Annotated in this window: 22 protein-coding genes; 2 read left to right on the forward strand and 20 right to left on the reverse strand. The window is 41.2% G+C overall.

What is annotated here, in order from left to right; genetic code table 11:
• Positions 1 to 51: 51 nt before the first annotated feature.
• The 12 genes from AWH02_RS02435 to typA all read right to left on the reverse strand — a co-directional run bounded on the left by AWH02_RS02435 (position 52) and on the right by typA (position 11,913).
• The gene (locus tag AWH02_RS02435; protein WP_060554052.1) at positions 52 to 792 is read right to left on the reverse strand and encodes a DivIVA domain-containing protein; all 741 of its coding nucleotides are present in this window, start codon (positions 790 to 792) and stop codon (positions 52 to 54) included.
• A 9-nt stretch (positions 793 to 801) separates the two neighbouring features.
• Positions 802 to 1,596 carry a YlmH family RNA-binding protein gene (locus AWH02_RS02440; RefSeq protein WP_060554053.1) on the reverse strand — a complete coding sequence of 265 codons (795 nt, stop codon included), beginning with the start codon at positions 1,594 to 1,596 and terminating at the stop codon, positions 802 to 804.
• Positions 1,593 to 1,859: a YggT family protein gene (locus AWH02_RS02445; RefSeq protein WP_045634704.1), complete on the reverse strand. Its 267-nt coding sequence runs from the start codon at positions 1,857 to 1,859 to the stop codon at positions 1,593 to 1,595. The genes AWH02_RS02440 and AWH02_RS02445 overlap by 4 nt, the downstream gene beginning before the upstream one ends.
• A 1-nt stretch (position 1,860) precedes the next feature.
• Positions 1,861 to 2,430, reverse strand: coding sequence for a cell division protein SepF (locus tag AWH02_RS02450; protein WP_008809103.1), 570 nt, complete (start codon positions 2,428 to 2,430; stop codon positions 1,861 to 1,863).
• Between the two features lie 9 nt (positions 2,431 to 2,439).
• Positions 2,440 to 3,111 carry a YggS family pyridoxal phosphate-dependent enzyme gene (locus AWH02_RS02455; protein ID WP_060554054.1) on the reverse strand — a complete coding sequence of 224 codons (672 nt, stop codon included), beginning with the start codon at positions 3,109 to 3,111 and terminating at the stop codon, positions 2,440 to 2,442.
• Between the two features lie 2 nt (positions 3,112 to 3,113).
• On the reverse strand, positions 3,114 to 4,373 hold the full coding sequence (gene ftsZ, locus AWH02_RS02460) for a cell division protein FtsZ (protein WP_060554055.1): 1,260 nt from the start codon (positions 4,371 to 4,373) through the stop codon (positions 3,114 to 3,116).
• 16 nt (positions 4,374 to 4,389) lie between these two features.
• Entirely contained in the window at positions 4,390 to 5,769 is a 1,380-nt protein-coding gene (gene ftsA, locus AWH02_RS02465; protein ID WP_045773857.1) for a cell division protein FtsA, read from the reverse strand.
• A gap of 120 nt (positions 5,770 to 5,889) precedes the next feature.
• Complete coding sequence (locus tag AWH02_RS02470; protein WP_060554056.1) at positions 5,890 to 7,098, reverse strand: cell division protein FtsQ/DivIB; 1,209 nt, start codon at positions 7,096 to 7,098, stop codon at positions 5,890 to 5,892.
• Positions 7,095 to 8,165, reverse strand: a complete 1,071-nt coding sequence (locus AWH02_RS02475) for a UDP-N-acetylglucosamine--N-acetylmuramyl-(pentapeptide) pyrophosphoryl-undecaprenol N-acetylglucosamine transferase (RefSeq protein WP_048774815.1) — start codon at positions 8,163 to 8,165, stop codon at positions 7,095 to 7,097. Before AWH02_RS02475 ends, AWH02_RS02470 begins: the two co-directional genes overlap by 4 nt.
• A 1-nt stretch (position 8,166) precedes the next feature.
• On the reverse strand, positions 8,167 to 9,519 hold the full coding sequence (murD, locus tag AWH02_RS02480) for a UDP-N-acetylmuramoyl-L-alanine--D-glutamate ligase (RefSeq protein ID WP_048774812.1): 1,353 nt from the start codon (positions 9,517 to 9,519) through the stop codon (positions 8,167 to 8,169).
• A 244-nt stretch (positions 9,520 to 9,763) separates the two neighbouring features.
• On the reverse strand, positions 9,764 to 10,042 hold the full coding sequence (locus tag AWH02_RS02485) for a DUF3165 family protein (protein ID WP_045501871.1): 279 nt from the start codon (positions 10,040 to 10,042) through the stop codon (positions 9,764 to 9,766).
• 23 nt (positions 10,043 to 10,065) lie between these two features.
• Positions 10,066 to 11,913, reverse strand: coding sequence for a translational GTPase TypA (typA, locus tag AWH02_RS02490; RefSeq protein ID WP_048774808.1), 1,848 nt, complete (start codon positions 11,911 to 11,913; stop codon positions 10,066 to 10,068).
• A gap of 182 nt (positions 11,914 to 12,095) precedes the next feature.
• Between typA and AWH02_RS02495 the strand changes: the two genes are divergently transcribed.
• Entirely contained in the window at positions 12,096 to 12,821 is a 726-nt protein-coding gene (locus AWH02_RS02495; protein WP_048774806.1) for a 16S rRNA pseudouridine(516) synthase, read from the forward strand.
• 174 nt (positions 12,822 to 12,995) lie between these two features.
• On the opposite strand, the gene AWH02_RS02500 is transcribed toward AWH02_RS02495, so the two are convergent.
• From AWH02_RS02500 to AWH02_RS02510, 3 genes are all read right to left on the reverse strand, one after another.
• Positions 12,996 to 13,382 carry a rhodanese-like domain-containing protein gene (locus AWH02_RS02500; RefSeq protein ID WP_008809113.1) on the reverse strand — a complete coding sequence of 129 codons (387 nt, stop codon included), beginning with the start codon at positions 13,380 to 13,382 and terminating at the stop codon, positions 12,996 to 12,998.
• A complete protein-coding gene (locus tag AWH02_RS02505) occupies positions 13,370 to 13,594 on the reverse strand; it encodes a YqgQ family protein (RefSeq protein ID WP_060554057.1) in 225 nt (74 codons plus the stop codon). Before AWH02_RS02505 ends, AWH02_RS02500 begins: the two co-directional genes overlap by 13 nt.
• Positions 13,595 to 13,773: 179 nt before the next feature.
• Positions 13,774 to 14,289 (reverse strand): Dps family protein, encoded by a 516-nt coding sequence (locus tag AWH02_RS02510; RefSeq protein WP_008809115.1) that lies wholly within the window; start codon positions 14,287 to 14,289, stop codon positions 13,774 to 13,776.
• A 168-nt stretch (positions 14,290 to 14,457) separates the two neighbouring features.
• Here AWH02_RS02510 and AWH02_RS02515 point away from each other — a divergent pair, with 168 nt between their 5' ends.
• Complete coding sequence (locus AWH02_RS02515; RefSeq protein ID WP_060554058.1) at positions 14,458 to 15,120, forward strand: prepilin peptidase; 663 nt, start codon at positions 14,458 to 14,460, stop codon at positions 15,118 to 15,120.
• Here AWH02_RS02515 and trpA read toward each other — a convergent pair.
• Genes trpA through trpD form a run of 5 tightly spaced genes read right to left on the reverse strand, consistent with a single transcriptional unit; the run spans position 15,089 to position 19,416 of the window.
• Positions 15,089 to 15,868, reverse strand: a complete 780-nt coding sequence (gene trpA / locus AWH02_RS02520; RefSeq protein WP_060554059.1) for a tryptophan synthase subunit alpha — start codon at positions 15,866 to 15,868, stop codon at positions 15,089 to 15,091. The genes AWH02_RS02515 and trpA overlap by 32 nt on opposite strands.
• On the reverse strand, positions 15,861 to 17,084 hold the full coding sequence (gene trpB / locus AWH02_RS02525) for a tryptophan synthase subunit beta (RefSeq protein ID WP_060554060.1): 1,224 nt from the start codon (positions 17,082 to 17,084) through the stop codon (positions 15,861 to 15,863). The genes trpA and trpB overlap by 8 nt, the downstream gene beginning before the upstream one ends.
• Positions 17,074 to 17,661: a phosphoribosylanthranilate isomerase gene (locus tag AWH02_RS02530; RefSeq protein ID WP_060554061.1), complete on the reverse strand. Its 588-nt coding sequence runs from the start codon at positions 17,659 to 17,661 to the stop codon at positions 17,074 to 17,076. The genes trpB and AWH02_RS02530 overlap by 11 nt, the downstream gene beginning before the upstream one ends.
• A complete protein-coding gene (gene trpC, locus AWH02_RS02535) occupies positions 17,648 to 18,415 on the reverse strand; it encodes an indole-3-glycerol phosphate synthase TrpC (protein WP_060554062.1) in 768 nt (255 codons plus the stop codon). The genes AWH02_RS02530 and trpC overlap by 14 nt, the downstream gene beginning before the upstream one ends.
• Positions 18,412 to 19,416: an anthranilate phosphoribosyltransferase gene (gene trpD, locus AWH02_RS02540; RefSeq protein WP_060554063.1), complete on the reverse strand. Its 1,005-nt coding sequence runs from the start codon at positions 19,414 to 19,416 to the stop codon at positions 18,412 to 18,414. Before trpD ends, trpC begins: the two co-directional genes overlap by 4 nt.
• Between the last annotated feature and the right edge of the window lie 5 nt (positions 19,417 to 19,421).

Raw genomic sequence — 19,421 nt, forward strand, 5'->3', positions numbered from 1 at the left:
CACTTGCTCGCTAGGAATATATTGGTTAATTTGTGTTTTTACAGTTCTTTCTTATAGGATATCAACAGGTTCAGAAGTTTTTTCTTCTGTTGCTTCTGGAACAGCCTCCATAACTCTTGTCTCAGACAAGTCACCATCTGACTCAGCAATTCGTTGCTGTAAGTCAGCCATTTCTTCAGGTGAGAATTGACGAGTTACTTCTGATTCGTCATCTACATAAGGCGTCATCGTTTGACCAAGTGCCTCTTGAATAACTTCTTTGAATGCATCATCACTTGTTTGGAGATAAGTTGCTGTCGGGCGAAGAATTTCTTCCCATTCAGATGAATCAACAATGCTCAATTGACTTTCAATTGTTGACTTAAGACGTTGATGGAAGACACGAGCCTTATTTTTCAGCTCTTCTGTTTCTATCGCAACTTTTTTAGCATTATCAGTTGCTTGGCGTAAAATTTCGTTTGCCTTGAACTTAGCATGGTCTAAAAGATGTTGCGCTTCTTGATCAGCCTGACGCATGATGTTATCAGATCTTTCTTGAGAAGCCTGTTTAAGCTTTTCAGCAGTGTCTTGAGCTATTAAAACAGACTGACTAAGAGAATCTTTCATCTCATCAAAATAAGTTAAGCGCTCTTCTAAGTTCTTAATGCGTGCATCTTTATTATGATTTTCACGAACCAAGTCCTCATAATCGCGAACTACAATATCAAGAAATTCATCTACTTCCTCAACATTGTAACCTCTAAATTTCGTATTGAAGGATTTATCTTTAATTTCTAATGATGTAAGAGCCATATTTTTTCCTCATTTACTAGATTGTATTTGAATCGTTAATTTATGCTTCCCATTCTTAGAGAAGCCATTTTCTTTTACTATTTTAAATCTTCCAAATCTACGGACACTAATCAAATCGTTTAATCCAACTAAATAACTGGGATTATCAATAATAGAATAGTTTACTTTCACGTGTTTCCCAAAAATCAACTGGGAGGCATCACTCCGAGATAGTTTAAAGCTACTAGCAACCAATTTATCCAATCTCATACTCGAAGCAAGAATCTCTTTAGAAACCTGAGCCTCTTGCACTCGTAAAAGCCTCTCAAAGCTAACTTCTTTTAGTTTAACAGGAGTTTTAGCAATTTTAGAGACATGATCTATAAAAAATTGAGTAAATCTTTTATCTACTAGAACTTGAGCCCTATCCTTTTCCACCAGAATATCACCAAAAGTCCGACGATCCAATCCTAATCGGTTCATCAAAGTCCCAAAGATTTGAGAATGATTTAGTTGCTGAAATTTACTAGGATAGACTATTTCAAGCAAGGTCAAATCAAAATCTTCTTTATCTAATTGGTAATAGGAAGGTGCAATTATTACCCTGACCCATTCACTAGGAAAATAGTCACTACTGACAAAAGTTTGTAATTGATATTTGTTTGCAAGACTTTCAAGAATTTTAGCCTGATGCGGATTAATAAAAGACGTAACCTCTAGGCTGTAAGTATCCTCAACCCGCTGAATCAATTCCAAACTTTTATCTAGGAAAGCATGATCTTCCGTAGAATAGTGTTGAAAGATTTCTTTATGTTCCCTTGTCATGCAAGTACCGAGAGCAAAATCTGAACAAGCCACTGACTACCGAAATGGATACAGAGTAAAGCAACATAAACTGTCCAATCCAAACCAGCAAACTGAAGTGGCAGACGACGGAAAGGCTTCAAGATAGATTCTGAAATTCTTAGAACGAGTTGTCCTAAAGATGTCTGATAAGCACCAGGGAACCATGACATAAGAGCATATGCAACAAGAATCAGCGAAAGAATTCTCGCTGATAATAAGATAAAGTTTATAATAAATAACATCTTATCTGCGCTTCATGTCAAAATCAAATTCACTATGTACACCATCAGGCAATTTAATATCCTCGATATTCACGACGACATTTACTGGAGTCAAGAGGTACATGGTGCCAGAAACTCTTCTGAGATTCCCCATCAGGACTTGCTTAGCGCCATCCAAGTAATCAATACAGCGACGCGCTTGCACTTCTGTCATATATTGGAAATCAATCAAAACACTTTCATTTGCGAGAAGCAAATCTACAATTGCAGGTGCATCTTCATATTTTTTAGGATAACGAACATCAATCGTTACTTTTTCTGAAGTCGCAACTGAATGGTTTTGAGCCAACTCTTGTTGACGAGCATGCAAACGTGTAATATTCTCATTAGATGACGGCGTATTAGTCACATGTTGAGACGAGCTAGACACTAAACGAGGCTGTTTAATATCTCTAACCGGTTCCTGCTGAGCAGGACGTGAATTAGATGGCTTTACTGCTTGTTGCTGGACTCTTGATTCTGCAACCTGTACGTCATCTCCGTCTTCTGTAAAATATTCTATAAATTTATCGAATCTATCTTTTAATGACATGGTTCTTCCCTATTTAAAAAATGATGTCCCTATTCTCACAAATGTTGACCCGTTAGCAATTGCAGTTGCAAAATCTCGACTCATTCCCATACTGATCTCAGAAAAGGGCATATTAGTTATTTGTTTATTTTGTAATTTTTTCTGAAGTTCGTGGGTCGCTTGGAATATTTTTTCTAAGTCTTCTTCTCCAGCGTCTATGGGAGCCATAGTCATAATCCCCACTATTTCGATATGTTCAAGTTTTTCTAAAGCAGGTAAAACAGCTTCTATCTCATTCACCGCAAAACCATGCTTGCTTTCTTCACCAGACACATTGACTTGCAAGAAGCATTTAATAGTATGTTCTGCTCGCTTTTCAATTTCCTCGGCTAGTTTTAGGGAATCCAAAGCATGGAAATAATCAACATAGTTAATAACTTCCTTAACTTTTCTACGCTGAAGCGTTCCTATTAAATGCCAAGTCAACTCCTCATCCTTTAAATACTGGTACTTTTCTAAGAATTTATCCACTCGGTTTTCACCGATTTGTTTTACTCCTGTTTTTACCAGCTCTTTAGCAGTAGAGCTGTCAACATACTTGGTGACAGCTACAATACTTACTGAATTTTCAGGACGATTTGCCTTTCGAGTAGCTTCAGCTACTGCTACAAAAACTTGATCCTTATTTTTTTGTAAATCCATTTTTAGCGATTTCTAAAAAACGGAGGTGTTTCTAATTCATCATCATCAGATGAACTATCTGTATATCTTTCTACAGCTGGCTTAGAACCACCTTGTGTTTCACGAACAATATTGTCACGTCGCAAATCCCACTCACCGAAAGCTGAGGTTTGTTTTTTCTCTGGCTGTTGACGAGTAGTTTTTGGAATTTCTACTGTTTCAGTCAAATCGAAATTTCTATCATAAGAATGATGACTACGAGTTTCGCGAACAGGCTCGTTATGTGAACGTTTTGGCGAACGAATACCGCTAACTTTTTCAACACGATCCTGACGAACACCTGTGGCAACCACAGTCACGCGAATTTCATCACGCATACTTTCATCAATTGAAGTACCCAACCAGATGTTTACTCCGTGTCCAGCAGCTTGATTTACAATTTCAGAAGCCTCTTCAGCCTCAATCAATGTCATATCCAGACCACCAGTAACGTTGACAATCACGTCTTCAGCACCATCAATAGTTGTTTCAAGAAGTGGTGAGTAAATTGCTTTACGAGCAGCTTCAATCACACGCTCCTCGCCACTACCAATACCGATACCCATCAAGGCATTACCCTTATCAGCCATAACAGTCTTAACATCTGCGAAGTCAAGATTAATCAGACCAGGACTAGTAATCAAATCAGTGATACCTTGGACACCTTGGCGAAGAACATTATCAGCTTCACTCAAAGCTTCAAGAAGAGGTGTTTTCTTATCAACAATCTCAAGTAAGTTATTATTTGAAATAATCAACAGAGTATCGACATGCTCACGAAGCTCATTGATTCCTTCAATTGCAAAATTACCGCGTTTGCTTCCTTCAAAACCAAATGGGCGAGTTACAACTGCAACAGTCAAAGCTCCCAAACCTTTTGCAATGCGAGCGATAACTGGAGCGGCTCCAGTACCAGAACCTCCACCCATACCAGCTGTAATGAAGACCATATCAGCACCTGAAAGAGCTTCTGTCAATACTTCTTCACTTTCTTCAGCGGCTTTACGGCCTACTTCAGGTTGTCCTCCAGCACCAAGTCCACGTGTTAATTTTGGACCAAGCTGGATAACTGTTTCTGCTTTTGTACTACTCAACGCTTGAACATCCGTATTGGCAGCGATAAACTCAACGCCAGCAACACCTTCGTCAATCATGCGGTTAATAGCGTTACCACCGCCACCGCCGACACCAATTACTTTTATGATTGCGCCTTGAGAAGCAGCTGTGTCAAATGAAAATGTCATATTAAAACCCTTTCCTTTAATCAAACAGATTGCCTAACCAGTTACGGGCACGATCTGTTAATTTTTCTGTCTTTGTTTCTTGTTCTTGGCTTTGCGCCACTTCAATCGCAGGTTCAACTCTAGTTTCAGCTTCTACCTGAGGTAGTGGATCTCTATTTGTTGTAATACGAGAAGGATTGATAGACTGCGTTTGGAGCGGACGTACAAAATTGCTTGGTTGCTGACGCAACATCTCATTCCCCTGAACTGCCGCCTGAGCCAAAGCATCAACATCCGTCAAGTTTCCAGCATATTCGGACAAGCTAATCACATGAGCAAAGGCTGGATTTCGAATTCCAATTTGATTTGGAACATAAAGTTTAACTGGAACTCCAAAAATTTCTTGAGCCAATTCCACAACACCCGGTAAGATAGCACCACCACCGATGATCACGATCCCACCTGGCAAATCTAACAAGTGTCTTCTTTCTAGATCCTGCTTAATTTGCTCAAAAACATGTTTCAAACGTGCTGAAATAATCTCAGCTAAGTAACTTTCTGTTACTTCAACTGGATTAACTTCACCGATAACTTCAACTTGGAATGTCTCTTGACTAGCTGCTGGTACGTATGCTTCACCATAGTTAAATTTCAAACTTTCAGCTAGTTTTTGAGAAGTCTTAAGAACTTTAGAAATATCTTTTGTGACATAATCGCCACCTTCTTGGTAGATATTGGTGTATTGAAGTTCTTGATTTCTTACTGAGGCTACTGTTGTTTGGCCACCACCCATATCGATGACTGTAGCACCAAATTCACGTTCACCTTCGTTTAAAACTGATTTTGTCATTGCAAGTGGTGAAATGATAATGTTTTCAATTTGAACCCCTGCACGTTCCACAGTTTTACGTAAATTGTGAAGAATAGTACGCGGACCAGTATAGAGCAAACCACGCATTTCTAAACGAATCCCCATCATACCACGAGGATCACGAATTCCTTGGAAACCATCGACGATGAATTCCTCAGGAATAAATGTAATTACTTCACGATCAGGAGTCATACTCTTTGTCAAAGCAGACCGAACAACATTTTCTACATCAATATCTGTGATTTCTTTGGCATCATTTGTAACAGGAATCATTCCTTGTGAAGGCTCAATTTGTAGTAGGTTTGCAGGCAAGCCCACATTAACCACTTTGATTGAAATCCCTGCTTTTTCTTCTGCTTGAGCAATTGCTGTTTTAATAGCAGCTGCTGCCGCCTCAATATCTACAATAATTCCGTCTTTTACACCAGCACTTTTGGCATTGCTAACACCAATTACATTTATTTCATCATTGATGTGCTCAGCCACTAATACTTTAATGGAGCTAGTTCCTATGTCTAATCCTGTAAAGAAGCCGTCTCTAGCCATTACATCATTCCTCTCTATCATTCGAGTTTCCTACTTTATCGACAACTCTAAAAAATACAGTTATCCATTGCCTATTATAACACAAAAATAGCAAAAGTGGAGAGTTTTTCTTCGTTTTCTTTAGTTATTTGTTTCGTCAGTAACATCTGACGGAGCCACCTCTGTTTCACTTGGCACAGTTTCTTCAGAACTTTCTTCTTTTTCTTGTTCTTGATCTTGTTCTTCTTTTTGTACTAGACTGGCAGAATAGCTAAAGATTCCCGCTTCCATATCCACAATACTAGGTTCTGTCAACAATGGATGCACACGACTGTAGTATGGCAATTTCTTATGAATATCTGAGAGAGGGACAATAATCTTATGCTCATCTCTCATTGTTAAAGTTAATAAATCTTTTGTAGCCTTACTTGGAGTCAAGTCAACAGTTTGAATTTCATTCTTGATACTATCCGGTACATCTGATAATTCTTGCACAAGTTTCTTAACCTTAGCTTTATCAGATAGATTAAGGCGCATGTAATTTTCAGGCAAAGCTTCTTTCTTCACCGGCTGATTAATCACTGTTCCATTGCTAATGACTGGATAGATATTCCCAGTAGAAGCTTCATAGGCTAGAATCTTATATTCTGTAACTTGGATTTTGAATGTAATTGGGAACTGATATGAAATTTCAGCCTTTTCGATCCAAGAATTCGCTTTTTTCAAGTTGTTAGCATACTGATTACGATTTAAAAAAGTTGTTAAAGTGTAGTCTCTGCTATCAATTTGAGTAGCTTTGATAATTTCATCTTGGCTTACTCGTTCATTCCCTGTAACAACTATATTTTTAAGACTACCTAAAGGAGTAATAAAGTAGAGTGACAGAAGAATCAAGAGAGAGCTGATGACCAGAACTGGTAGAGCCCTGTATAGATGAATTCTTTCGATTCTAGGTTTATCTGGCTTAGATTCTTTTTCTATTCCTACATCAGCTTGACCAATAAAATTTTCAGTTCGATCTTCTGAATCATCACTTGATTCTTCGGTGTTTTCTTTATCAGACTCTTCATCGTCTTCTGAGGGTTCTTCTACCTCTTCTGACTCTTCAGGCTCAGTCACCTCATCGTCATCTGAATCTTGATCTTGAACTTCTTTTTCTTCTTCACTACTATCTGTTTCGTTTGTTTCAGTAGACTCTGAAGTTTCAAAAGTCTCATCGTTACGCTCTTCTTCATCAGTTTCAGAGGCTTTTTCTTGAGATTTTTTTTCTAAGTACTCCTGATGACGCTTTTGCCATGCAGATAAATATTTTTGGAGTTCTTTTTGGTCACCTTTATCTTTTGTCGTCATTTTTTCCCTTTGTTAATATCATTCTTCAATACAGCATAAAAATCTTCTACTGACTTGATTTCATGAGAATTTTTCATCGCTTGATAATATGATTCTTTATCCCTTAGAACCTGCTCCACAGAAGCTTCCAGCCCTTCTAAAGTTAGCTGCTTTTCTTCCAGCTTCACAGCATAGCCTTTTTTCACAAAATAATCCGCATTTTCAATCTGATCGCCGCGGCTGGCCTCGCGTCCTAAAGGAACGATGATATGCAACTTAGCCATAGCCAAGAGCTCAAAGATAGTATTAGATCCGCCGCGAGTCACCACTACATCTGCCAAGTCCATCAAAGGCTGGTAGAGGTCAGTCACATAGGCTCTGCGAAAGAGACGGTCAGACAAAACATCCAAACTTGCATCGCCTGTCAGATTGATGATGTTATAATGCTCGGTCAGTGCAGCTTGATTCTGGCTGACAAAGTCATTAAAGACCTTAGCACCTGCAGAACCACCGACAAAAAGCAGGGTTGGCAGTTCCTTATCAAAATACTGACGAATTTCTTCTAGTTCCTGCGGTGGGACTGACTCTTGACTGCCGACCTTGGTTACAGCTCCGACATGTTCAATCTTAGTCAGACTGGAAGGTTGCTCAAAGGTCGCATACATCTTGGTCGCACACTTATAGGCGATTTTATTAGCCAAGCCAATGGATAGATCCGACTCATGAACATAGACGGGCACCCCAGACAGCCGAGCTGCAATCACAGGCGGAACAGATACAAAGCCTCCCTTAGAAAAGAGCGCCTGAGGCCGAACCTTAAGCATAATGCCCAGCGACTGGAAAATGCCCCAGACGACCTTAAAGCCATCCAGCAGATTCCGCCACGAAAAGTAGCGGCGAAGCTTGCCCGTAGCTACCGAATGGAAGGTCACGTCCAATCCAGACTTTTGGATTTCTTGATACTCAATACCATGCTTATCGCCAATATAATGAACCTGCCAGCCTTCTTTGATAAATTTCGGAATCAGGAGAAGGTTGAGGGTTACATGCCCAACCGTTCCTCCACCTGTAAATATAATCTTTTTCATTTTAACCTTTTAATTCTTCAAATGCAGCGAGAAATTCATCGCCTCGAACTTCAAAATTACTATACATATCCCAGCTGGCGTTGGCAGGACTGAGCAAGACAATATCTCCTGGCTCTGCTAGAGCAAAAGCCTTATGAGCTGCATCCCGGACATCAATCGCATCCAGATAAGAAACACCAGCCTGATCAGCTGCCCTCTTTACACGCGGAGCTGATTGTCCTAAGATGACCATTTTCTTGAGTCCTTTGAGGTCAGGCACCAATTCGTCAAATTCGTTGCCCCGATCCAAGCCACCTGCTATCAGAATCACCTTGCTATTATCAAAGCCAGATAGAGCTTTCTGTGTCGCCAAGATATTGGTAGACTTGCTGTCATTGTAAAAGGAAACGTCATTTACACGTCCCACATACTGGAGACGGTGCTTCACACCACCAAAAGCAGACAAGACTTCTTTGATCGTCTGATTGTCAATGCCACGCAGTTTGGCCACAGCAATCGTAGCCAGAGCATTTTCGACATTATGACTGCCAGGAACACCGATTTCAGCCACCTTCATAATCGCTTCTCCACGGAAGGTCAAGACATCACCATCAAGATAGGCACCATCCACCTTTTCAGTTGTTGCATAGGGAACGACAGTAGCCTGAGTCTGGCTAGCCATTTCCTTGGCCCAGTTTTGATTGAAATTCAAAACCAAATAATCATCAGCAGTCATGTTTTTCTGGATATTCCACTTGGCAGCTGCATATTCCTCAAAAGATCCATGATAATCTATATGAGTTGGTATGAGATTAGTGATCACAGCAATTTGTGGATGAAAAACCTCAATCCCCATCAATTGGAAGGAAGACAATTCCATGACCAGTGTATCCTTGCTGCTGGCTGTTTGGGCTACCTGGCTGGCTGGAAAGCCGATATTTCCTGACAAGAGACCATTCTGACCTCCAGCCGTCAAGACTTGCGCAATCATGGTTGTAGTCGTCGTTTTACCATTTGAACCCGTAATACCAATAATCGGTGCTTCAGAAATCAGATAAGCCAGCTCAACTTCAGTAATGACTGGAATCTTCTTCTCCAGAGCTCGAACAACCATGGCATTGTCATAAGGAATACCTGGATTTTTAACCATCAATTCAAAGTTTTCATCCAGCAACTCCAGAGGATGTCCTCCTGTCACTACTTTAATACCTTCTTCTAGCAAGGATTGGGCAGCAGGATTTTCCTCGAAAGGCTTACCGTCATTAACTGTTACAATGGCTCCTAATTTATCTAAAAGTCGAGCAGCAGATTCACCTGACTTAGCCAAACCTAAAACCAAGACTTTCTTGTTAGCAAAACTGGCTATATTTTTCATAAAAAACCTCTTTAATTGTACTTCATTCTATTTTACCCTTTTTTAAAGAAATAAAAAAGTCATAGATGCGCTTTATTTACCTCTGTTGTTAACTTGTGAAAAAAATGTGATATTTTTTCTGATTTGCAATGATTTGTAATAGAACCCTAAAAGTTATAAGAGTCCTTTCCTTCGAGTCTTTTCATTTTGTAATCTATAAAAAAAGGCCTAGAACTAAAGCGAATTTTAGTTCTCAAGCCAATTTTTAATCTCTTCTTTTATCGCCTAAAAAATCAAATAAACCAGGTTTCTTATCTAATCGAGCAATGTCGCGTAAGGCAAAATAAGCCAAAATAAGCATAGCAGCCCCGACAAATAACTCTCCTGGCATTTGAAAAATCCTAAACGCTGCTAATACCAAGAGAATGATAAACAAAACCAAGACTAATACAACTGATAAGACATTAAAGGTTCCTTTAATGCTCTGAGGAGCAGCAAAAAGGTAATATAAGAGTATCAAAATTCCAATTATTAAATAAACCATCTTGCTACTCCTTTTCCTTTTACTTATTCAGCTGCAGCTGATTTTTTCTTTTTGTTGGCTTTCTCACGCTCTGCCTTGTTGAGAATTTGCTTACGCAAACGGATAGACTCAGGCGTTACTTCCATGTACTCATCGTCGTTCAAGAACTCAAGCGACTCTTCAAGGGTCAAGATACGAGGTGTCTTGATAACAGCTGTTTGGTCCTTGGTAGCTGAACGAACGTTGGTCATTTGTTTAGCCTTAGTGATGTTAACTGTCAAGTCGTTTTCACGAGAGTTTTCACCGATGATCATTCCTTCGTAAACCTCAGTACCTGGGTTAACAAAGATAGTACCACGTTCTTCGATAGACATGATAGAGTATGTTGTAGCCTTACCAGCATCGATAGAAACGAGGGCACCACGATGGCGACCACCAATTTCACCAGGAATCACTGGCAGATATTGATCAAAGGTATGGTTCATAATTCCATAACCGCGAGTCATAGATAAGAACTCAGTAGAGTAACCAATCAAACCACGGGCAGGAACCAAGAAGACCAAACGAGTCTGTCCATTTCCTGTAGCCACCATGTCTAGCATTTCACCCTTACGTTCTGAAAGGCTTTGGATGACAGAACCTTGGTATTCTTCTGGAGTATCGATTTGGACTCGTTCAAATGGTTCGCACTTAACGCCATCAATCTCTTTTACGATAACTTCTGGACGAGATACTTGCAGTTCATACCCCTCACGGCGCATGGTTTCGATAAGGATTGACAAGTGCAACTCTCCACGTCCTGAAACAGTCCATTTATCTGGTGAGTCCGTTGGGTCAACACGAAGGGATACGTCTGTTTGCAGTTCTGCTTGCAAGCGTTCTTCCACCTTACGAGAGGTTACCCATTTTCCTTCACGACCTGCAAATGGTGAGTTGTTTACCAAGAAGGTCATTTGAAGGGTTGGCTCATCGATGTGAAGGATTGGAAGAGGTTCAACGGCATCTGTTGGAGTAATGGTTTCACCAACAAAGATATCTTCCATACCTGAAACGGCAATCAAGTCACCTGCTTTTGCTTCTTGGATTTCACGACGCTCCAAACCAAAGAAACCAAAGAGTTTTGTGACACGGAAGTTTTTCGTTGTGCCATCTAGCTTAGAAAGGGTAACTTGGTCCCCAACTTTCACACTACCACGGAAGACACGTCCAATACCGATACGTCCAACGAAGTCATTATAGTCCAAAAGTGACACTTGGAACTGCAAAGGCTCATCTGAGTTGTCTACTGGAGCAGGGATATGGTCGATGATGGTATCAAAGATTGGTGCCATTGTTTTTTCTTGATCAGCAGGATCGTCTGAAAGTGACGATGTTCCGTTGATCGCTGAAGCATAAACAACTGGGAAATCAAGCTGGTCGTCATCTGCACCAAGCTCAATGAAGAGTTCCAAGACTTCGTCTACTACTTCTGCTGGACGAGCTGATGGTTTGTCGATTTTGTTAACAACCACGATTGGGACAAGATCTTGTTCCAAGGCTTTTTTCAATACGAAACGAGTTTGTGGCATGGTTCCTTCGTAGGCATCTACGACCAAAACAACCCCGTCAACCATTTTCATGATACGCTCAACTTCTCCACCGAAGTCCGCGTGTCCTGGTGTGTCCATGATGTTGATACGAGTTCCATTGTAAGCAACGGCTGTATTTTTAGCAAGAATAGTAATTCCGCGCTCTTTTTCGATATCGTTTGAGTCCATCGCACGCTCTGCCAATTCAGTACGTGCATCAAGAGTTTCAGATTGTTTTAATAATTCGTCAACGAGGGTTGTTTTACCGTGGTCAACGTGGGCGATAATAGCGATATTCCGAATATCTTCTCTTAATTTTGTCATGATTGCCTCTATTACTTTAAATTTTTATTTCTAACTGAACAATTATACCACAGTCTAATTCAAAAATCACAGTTTAGCCAAGTGTAAATGTTTTCATTGAAAAATCAGCCCTTCTCGCATCGATTTGCATTTCTTACATTGAAAACTTATAATTAAGCATAAGATTATTAAAAGGAAAAACTATGCGATTAGACCGTTTACTAGCTCAAGCATCAATTAGCCGAAAATCCATGAAACAGGCCTTGCTCCGAGGGGCTATTCTGGTTGATCAGAACCCCGCTAGAAGTCTTAGCCAAAATGTAGATACTGGTCTACAAGAAATCCTCCTCGATAAACAAAAGATTTCTGTTCCTGCTCATCGTTATTTTATGATGAATAAACCGCGAGGATATATAACAGCCAACTCCGATGCTAGTAAAGAAACAGTAATTGATCTGATTAAAAAGGAAGACTTTAGTGAGGAACTATACTCTATTGGTCGCTTAGACAGGGATACGACTGGCCTCCTCTTAATTACTGATAACGGTCCTCTTGGCTTTCAACTACTTCACCCTCAATATCATGTAGATAAAACTTATTACGTCCAAGTTAACGGGCTTCTAAATAATCAGGCTATTGAAGCCTTCCAAGAAGGCGTTCGCTTCTTAGATGGCAAGGTTTGTAAGCCGGCTCAACTCATAATCCACTCTGCTACCCCTGTTTTGAGCACAGCTTCTGTAACTATCTCAGAGGGAAAATTTCACCAAGTGAAGAAAATGTTCCTAGCAATAGGAGTGAAAGTTACCTATCTCAAAAGAACTCATTTTGGAGATTTTCAACTTGATCCCAATTTGGATGAGGGTGCCTATCGTTCCTTAAATCAAGATGAGCTAAAGCTTATCAAGAACTATCTAGAACTAAGTCGATAGATTATATTTTTCTAATTTCCACCTTTAATATTTGATCTCGCTTCTTGACCAACCAATTGAATCATAATCACCGATAGACGAGTGGTTCATTTGTCTAGCACCTAAGGGAGCGAGACATAATAAAAGGCACAGATTTTATCTGTGCCTTTTATATATAATATGTTTAAAGCTAAATTAACTTGTTTTAACTTTTCCCTTCCAACTATCCAGCCCATAAGACAGGATATAGATGTCAGAAAAACCATTTTTCTTTAAGAGTAGAGCTGCATTCATTACTCGTTGACCGCGAGCATTTTCATAAAGCAAGACTGGCTTATCTTTACGAAGTGCACCCAAATTTCCTTTTAACTGTGTTGAGGGAATGTTTCGAGCCCCCAAGATATGCTTCCGATGAAAGTCAACAGGTTCCCGTAAATCCACAAGCTGACCTTGACGGATTAGGCTCGCAAATTCAGCATTTTCAACAACTTTTGCTGCTCGACGCAATCTAAAATAGTTAAAGCCCATCCAAGCCAGTATACCAGCCATAATCGCCATCAAAATCCAGGTCATTTCTTCCATTCTCCATTCTTCTCGATATATTTCAACTCTAACTGATGCTCACGGCGCAAGACTGCTTCAGCCTCTAAATATTCTAGTTTGCCCATCAAGCCCGCATCGTAAATTCGCTCTAGCTCAATCTTCATCAGTTCTATATCATACAATCGCTTTCCCATATAGATTACGATGCCAAAACTTTTGAGAAATTGCTGAACATCATAAAGTGTTTTCATGTGCCTTATTGTACCAGATTTTACACATATTTTCAAGATGGAAAAATAAACAGAAAAAGCAGCTATGTCAGCTGCTTTTAAAAGAGGGGTGATAAAAAATATCTATCATTCTAGGAATAAAATTCTATAGATAAGACTCTAATCATATTTAAGAATTTTATTTCTTCTTCAAACTTTTTTTACAATCCTGGTGCTTGGCCAATTTCAGCTGTCAACATCCAGATAGTCTTTTCTAAATCTGCTTTAGCCCCAACAAAGATATCATTGGTTACATCGTCACCTTCTTCGTCAGTCACATCCAGCGCTTCTTGGTATACATTTGTCAAATAGCGGAAGATTTCAATTACACGCGCTAAACTTTCTTCTACGTTTTTGCTAAATTCACCAGCTTTTTCTTCGATCTTACTATGTTGGATAAATTCTGTCAAAGTAGAGTATGGTTTACCACCCAAAGTAATCAAACGTTCGCTAACTTCATCCAAAGTTGCATCCAAAGTTTCCATGTATTCATCCATTTTTGGATGCCAAACCATGAAACCAGCACCACGCATATACCAGTGAACTTGGTGAAGAGCAATATGAGCAGTATAAAGATCTGCCACCACTTGGTTCAATACAGCCTTAGTTTTTGGCAAAGAGTTTTGGTTTACAAAAGTTGCTACATCAGTTGCAGCGGCATTTTTTACTTGAGTCATATTCTTACCTCGCTTATTTTATTTATAATCATTCTAATCTTTTTAGATTATGGTTTAATTATAATGCTTCTAAATAAGAAAGTCAAGACAAAAGATTCAAAAAAAGACTTTATTAGAAAAGTTGCAAAATTTCAGAATTTTTCTGTTTAAAATTACGAATAAATAAGTATGATTCACCTATACTTTTTTCTTGTTGGTACCGTCTTTGCCTCATTCCTAGGCTTGGTCATCGACCGCTTCCCAGAGCAGTCTATCATCACACCAGCTAGTCATTGTAATGCCTGTGGGAAAAGACTGGCCCCTCGTGACTTGATTCCTATTGTTTCCCAAGTCTTGAACCGTCTTCGCTGTCGCTTCTGTGGAGACAAGATTCCCTTACGTTATTTATTTTTTGAATGTATCTTTGGCGGTCTTTTTCTGGCCACTTCACTTGGTACAATTTCTATCAGTCAACTCCTGCTACTTACCATGGGCATAATGTTGGCCATATATGATCAAAGAGAGCTGCAATACCCCTTAATGATCTGGTTATTTTTTCAGCTCTTGTTGCTAATGATATCGGGCATCAATCTTCTCATACTCTTCTTTTTAGCCCTAGGACTTCTAGCCTTCTTTTATAATCTTCGTATTGGAGCTGGTGACTTTCTTTTTCTTGCTTCCTGCTCAGCCATTTTCAGTCTGACGGAAATTCTCATTCTTATCCAAATCGCTAGCTTCTCTGGCCTCGCCTGTTTCTGCTTTAAAAAGAAAAAAGACAGGCTGGCATTTGTACCCTGTCTTTTGTTTGGTATCGTAGTTCTTATTTCTTATAAGCTGCTGCTTCTTGGATAAAGGTTGCTATGCTGGCGTCCTTTTCATGAAGAGCTTTGACAATCTTAGATCCGACAATGACTCCATCTGAGACTTGATTGAAGCGGTCAACATCCTCTAAAGTTGAAACGCCAAAGCCCGTCAGTACTGGAATCACTGCAATATCACGAAGCTTACTCAAGTGCTGGTCCAAATCATTACGGTAGCTTCCGCTCTTACCCGTTACACCGTTGATGGCTACAGCGTAGATAAAACCTTCTGCCTCCTTAATTAGCTCCTGCTGACGTTCTAGTCCAGTCGTCAGGCTCACTAAAGGAATAAGAGCAATATCTGAATCTTCCAGTAAAGGCAAGATGAAATTTCTATGTTCGTAGGGCAGATCTGGAATGATCAATCCTTTAACCGGTGTCGTAGCCAAATCTTTGACAAAATCATTGAGACCGTATTGGAAAATAGGATTGAAGTAGGTCATGATGATGAGAGGCAGCTGAGTGTCCAACTTCTGCAAGCTTGCGACTAAAGAATTGGCGGAAGTATGCTGACCCAGACTTCTCAGACCTGCTTCTTCAATAACTGGCCCATCTGCAACAGGGTCTGAAAATGGTAGACCGATTTCAATGGCTGACACGCCCAAGTTTTCCAAAAATGCGATAGTTTCCGGCAAACCTGCTAAACCTTTCTCGTGATCACCAGCCATAATATAAGGAAGGAAAATTCCCTTGCCTTCTCTTTTGATGGTTTCTAAATGCTGAGTGAGTGTTTTAGTCATGGGCACCTCCTTTTTGAGCAGCTTCACTTTCCAAGCGTTCCTTTACCTGAACGACATCCTTGTCACCACGGCCGGATAGGCAGACAATCATTGATTTATCTGGTCCCAACTCCTTAGCCAGCTTAACTGCGTAAGCAATAGCGTGGCTAGACTCTAGAGCAGGAATAATCCCTTCAATACGAGACAGGAGCTGGAAGGCTTCCAAGGCTTCTTCATCTGTGACTGGGACATAAGTGGCACGCTTGATAGCATTAAAATGAGAATGTTCTGGACCGATTCCTGGATAGTCCAGCCCAGCAGAGATAGAGAAAGCTTCCAGAATCTGTCCTTGCTCATCCTGCAAGACATCCATCAAGGCACCATGTAAAACACCCGGCCGTCCCTTGGTTAAGGTCGCAGCATGTTCATCTGTATCCACGCCCCGCCCAGCTGCTTCTGTTCCATACATAGCAACTGAGCTATCGTCTACAAAGGGATAAAAGAGTCCAATAGCGTTTGAACCACCGCCAACACATGCCACTAAAGCATCTGGCAAGGCACCTGCATTTTGCTCAGCAAACTGACGCTTGGCCTCACGCCCAATCACACTCTGATAATCGCGGACAATCTCTGGGAAAGGATGGGGACCTAAGGCTGAACCCATAATATAGTGAGTATCATCAACCTGAGCCACCCAAGCTCTCAAGGCAGCATTAACTGCATCCTTGAGTACTCGAGAGCCATCGGTCACTGACTCTACCTTAGCTCCTAGAAGTTCCATTCGAAAGACATTGAGGGCTTGGCGCTTGACATCTTCTTCGCCCATATAGATAGTACAGTCCATGTTGAAAAGGGCTGCAGCTGTGGCAGTAGCTACTCCATGCTGACCCGCACCAGTCTCTGCAATGATTTTCTTCTTGCCCATTCTCTTAGCTAGCAGGACCTGACCCAGGGCATTATTGATTTTATGGGCACCGGTATGGTTGAGGTCTTCCCGCTTCAGATAAATCTTAGCACCGCCAGCATAGGCTGTCAGATTTTTTGCAAAATAGAGAGGATTCTCACGCCCTACATACTGCTTCAGCAACTCGTCCAGCTCAGCCTGAAAGGCTGGGTCTTTTTTACTCTCACGGTAGGCTTTATCCAGCTCCAAAACTGCTGTCATCAGCGTTTCTGGAACAAAGCGTCCACCAAATTCACCGTAAAATCCTTCTTGATTGGGTTGATTATATGCCATCTTTCACTCTTTCTATAAATTCTGTTATCTTTTTTAAGTCCTTCTGGCCGTCAGTCTCGACCCCGCTTGAGACATCAACTGCGTAAGGGGCAAAATGTTGAATAGCTTCTCGGACATTTCCTGCATTCAAACCACCAGCGATAAAGAAGGGCTGGTGGATTTGATTCTTGTCAAAATCTTGCCAGTCAAAGGTCTGACCACTACCAGCAAGAGGTGCATCAAAGAGCAGGTAGTCCGCTTGTTGGCTGACATCTTTTAATGCTCCCTTGACCTGATAAGCTCGAATAACCGGCCGGCCAATCTGAGTCAGAAGATCTTCATTAAAATCGCCATGAATCTGCACCAAATCTAGATTTGCCACTGAAATAGCTTCCTGTAGCTCTTCCAAGCTCGGAGAGACGAAAACTCCTACCTTTTGAACAGTAGCTGGCACCAAGGCAGCGAGCTTCTGAGCTTGCTCCAAACTGACCCTCCGACGGCTCTCAGCAAAGACAAATCCAATGTAATCTGCACCAGCCTGGCATGCCGTTTCAACAGCGCTGGCCGTTGATAAGCCGCAAATCTTAACCTTTGTCAATTTTCAGCTCCTTGATTTTTTCTGCTACATCCTCTGCCTGCATCAAAGCAGTTCCGACTAAAATTGCATGGAAGTAAGGAGCTACCAGTTCTGCATCTTCCTTGCTGAAGATAGCGGACTCTGATACGTAAACCCTGTCATCTTTGAAATGGGCAGACAGCTGAAGACTGGTATTGATATCTGTCTCAAAAGTGACTAAATTGCGGTTATTGACACCGATAATCCGAGCTCCTATTCTATGGGCAATTTCCAGCTCCGCCAGATTATGGGTTTCGACCAGAACTTCCAAGCCTAAACCTGTCGCAAAATCATAGAGTTCTTGTAGTCGCTTTTTAGACAAGGCAGCTACAATCAGAAGAATAACTGTCGCTCCAGCATTACGAGCGCGAACAATCTGTTTTTCATCAATGATAAAGTCCTTATTGAGGGTCGGAATCGTGACTTGACTGGAAATCTCTCTCAGGTAATCCAGATGTCCTTTGAAGAAAATTTCATCTGTCAGGACCGAAATCATAGCTGCACCGCATCGTTCATAGGTGCGAGCCTGCTCCACAATATCCACACCGAGATTAATATCTCCCAGACTAGGGCTGGCTTTTTTGACCTCAGCAATCAGCTGCAGCTCTTGGGACTGGCTTTTGAGATAATCATAGAGGGAATAGGTCGAGCGCAGAGGCTGTAGCTCTTCATAGGACATAGCTGCCACTTCCTGCTCTTTTTGCTTTAGAATGGTTGGGAGAAATTCTTTGCTCATTTCTGATACTCCTGTAATTGCTTGAGTTTTTCATAGGCTGCGCCACTAGCAATCACTTGGCGGGCCAAAGCTATTCCTTCTTCTATGCTGTCTGATTTCCCATTAGCATAGAAGCCCAATCCAGCATTCAGAACTGTCATTTCTAGATAGGGGCTGGCTTGATTTTGCAGGACAGATAGCAGAATTTCTGCATTTTCCTTGGCATTACCCCCACGAATCGCTTCAAGAGCTATTTCTTCCATGCCAATATCTGACGGCAGAAAGCCGTGCAGGCTGATTTGCCCATTTTCTAGCAGAGCATACTGGGTACGACCATGAAGACCCGCCTCGTCAAGACCATCCGGCCCCGACACGACTACCGCACGCTTGCGGCCCATATTTTTCAAAACCTCTGCCGTACTCTCTAACATATCTGGTCGGCTGGTCCCCAAAAGTTGAGTTTCTAGACTCATGGGATGGATGAGCGGACCAGTTAGATTCATGATAGTGGGAATGCCGAGGCTAAGACGGGCTGGCATGATGTATTTCATGGCAGGGTGCATGTTCTTTGCAAAGAGAAAGACGATACCTGTCTGCTCAAAAACCTTGCCCAAGCTAGCAGCATCTAAGTCTAGATTGATACCCAGAGCTTCTAACACATCAGCTGATCCTGACTTAGAAGAAATGGAGCGATTGCCGTGCTTAGCCATCTTAATCCCGCCACCTGCTAGTACAAAAGCTGCTGTAGTAGAAATATTGAAGCTGAAAGACTTGTCCCCGCCCGTACCGCAATTGTCCATGGCAGTATGAATAGTGGTCGGAATCTGCTTAGCATGGCCTCGCATGACCTGAGCCAAAGCAGTTCGTTCCTCGATTGTCTCTCCCTTCATCTTGAGCCCCAGTAAGAAGGCTGCAATTTGGGACTCTTCCACCTGTCCAGTGACAATACGCTCGATCACATCTGTCATCTCAGCGCTACTTAAATCCTTAAAATCAGCTAGTTTTGCAATAATCTCTTTCATATCGT

Source organism: Streptococcus gordonii (assembly GCF_001553855.1).
Taxonomy (GTDB): Bacteria; Bacillota; Bacilli; order Lactobacillales; family Streptococcaceae; genus Streptococcus; species Streptococcus gordonii.

Excerpts from the sequence above, each read along its gene's own strand:
- AWH02_RS02435 (WP_060554052.1), bottom strand. The coding sequence starts at position 792 with ATGGCTCTTACATCATTAGAAATTAAAGATAAATCCTTCAATACGAAA.
- AWH02_RS02440 (WP_060554053.1), bottom strand. The coding sequence starts at position 1,596 with ATGACAAGGGAACATAAAGAAATCTTTCAACACTATTCTACGGAAGAT.
- AWH02_RS02445 (WP_045634704.1), bottom strand. The coding sequence starts at position 1,859 with ATGTTATTTATTATAAACTTTATCTTATTATCAGCGAGAATTCTTTCG.
- AWH02_RS02450 (WP_008809103.1), bottom strand. The coding sequence starts at position 2,430 with ATGTCATTAAAAGATAGATTCGATAAATTTATAGAATATTTTACAGAA.
- AWH02_RS02455 (WP_060554054.1), bottom strand. The coding sequence starts at position 3,111 with ATGGATTTACAAAAAAATAAGGATCAAGTTTTTGTAGCAGTAGCTGAA.
- ftsZ (WP_060554055.1), bottom strand. The coding sequence starts at position 4,373 with ATGACATTTTCATTTGACACAGCTGCTTCTCAAGGCGCAATCATAAAA.
- ftsA (WP_045773857.1), bottom strand. The coding sequence starts at position 5,769 with ATGGCTAGAGACGGCTTCTTTACAGGATTAGACATAGGAACTAGCTCC.
- AWH02_RS02470 (WP_060554056.1), bottom strand. The coding sequence starts at position 7,098 with ATGACGACAAAAGATAAAGGTGACCAAAAAGAACTCCAAAAATATTTA.
- AWH02_RS02475 (WP_048774815.1), bottom strand. The coding sequence starts at position 8,165 with ATGAAAAAGATTATATTTACAGGTGGAGGAACGGTTGGGCATGTAACC.
- murD (WP_048774812.1), bottom strand. The coding sequence starts at position 9,519 with ATGAAAAATATAGCCAGTTTTGCTAACAAGAAAGTCTTGGTTTTAGGT.
- AWH02_RS02485 (WP_045501871.1), bottom strand. The coding sequence starts at position 10,042 with ATGGTTTATTTAATAATTGGAATTTTGATACTCTTATATTACCTTTTT.
- typA (WP_048774808.1), bottom strand. The coding sequence starts at position 11,913 with ATGACAAAATTAAGAGAAGATATTCGGAATATCGCTATTATCGCCCAC.
- AWH02_RS02495 (WP_048774806.1), top strand. The coding sequence starts at position 12,096 with ATGCGATTAGACCGTTTACTAGCTCAAGCATCAATTAGCCGAAAATCC.
- AWH02_RS02500 (WP_008809113.1), bottom strand. The coding sequence starts at position 13,382 with ATGGAAGAAATGACCTGGATTTTGATGGCGATTATGGCTGGTATACTG.
- AWH02_RS02505 (WP_060554057.1), bottom strand. The coding sequence starts at position 13,594 with ATGAAAACACTTTATGATGTTCAGCAATTTCTCAAAAGTTTTGGCATC.
- AWH02_RS02510 (WP_008809115.1), bottom strand. The coding sequence starts at position 14,289 with ATGACTCAAGTAAAAAATGCCGCTGCAACTGATGTAGCAACTTTTGTA.
- AWH02_RS02515 (WP_060554058.1), top strand. The coding sequence starts at position 14,458 with ATGATTCACCTATACTTTTTTCTTGTTGGTACCGTCTTTGCCTCATTC.
- trpA (WP_060554059.1), bottom strand. The coding sequence starts at position 15,868 with ATGACTAAAACACTCACTCAGCATTTAGAAACCATCAAAAGAGAAGGC.
- trpB (WP_060554060.1), bottom strand. The coding sequence starts at position 17,084 with ATGGCATATAATCAACCCAATCAAGAAGGATTTTACGGTGAATTTGGT.
- trpC (WP_060554062.1), bottom strand. The coding sequence starts at position 18,415 with ATGAGCAAAGAATTTCTCCCAACCATTCTAAAGCAAAAAGAGCAGGAA.
- trpD (WP_060554063.1), bottom strand. The coding sequence starts at position 19,416 with ATGAAAGAGATTATTGCAAAACTAGCTGATTTTAAGGATTTAAGTAGC.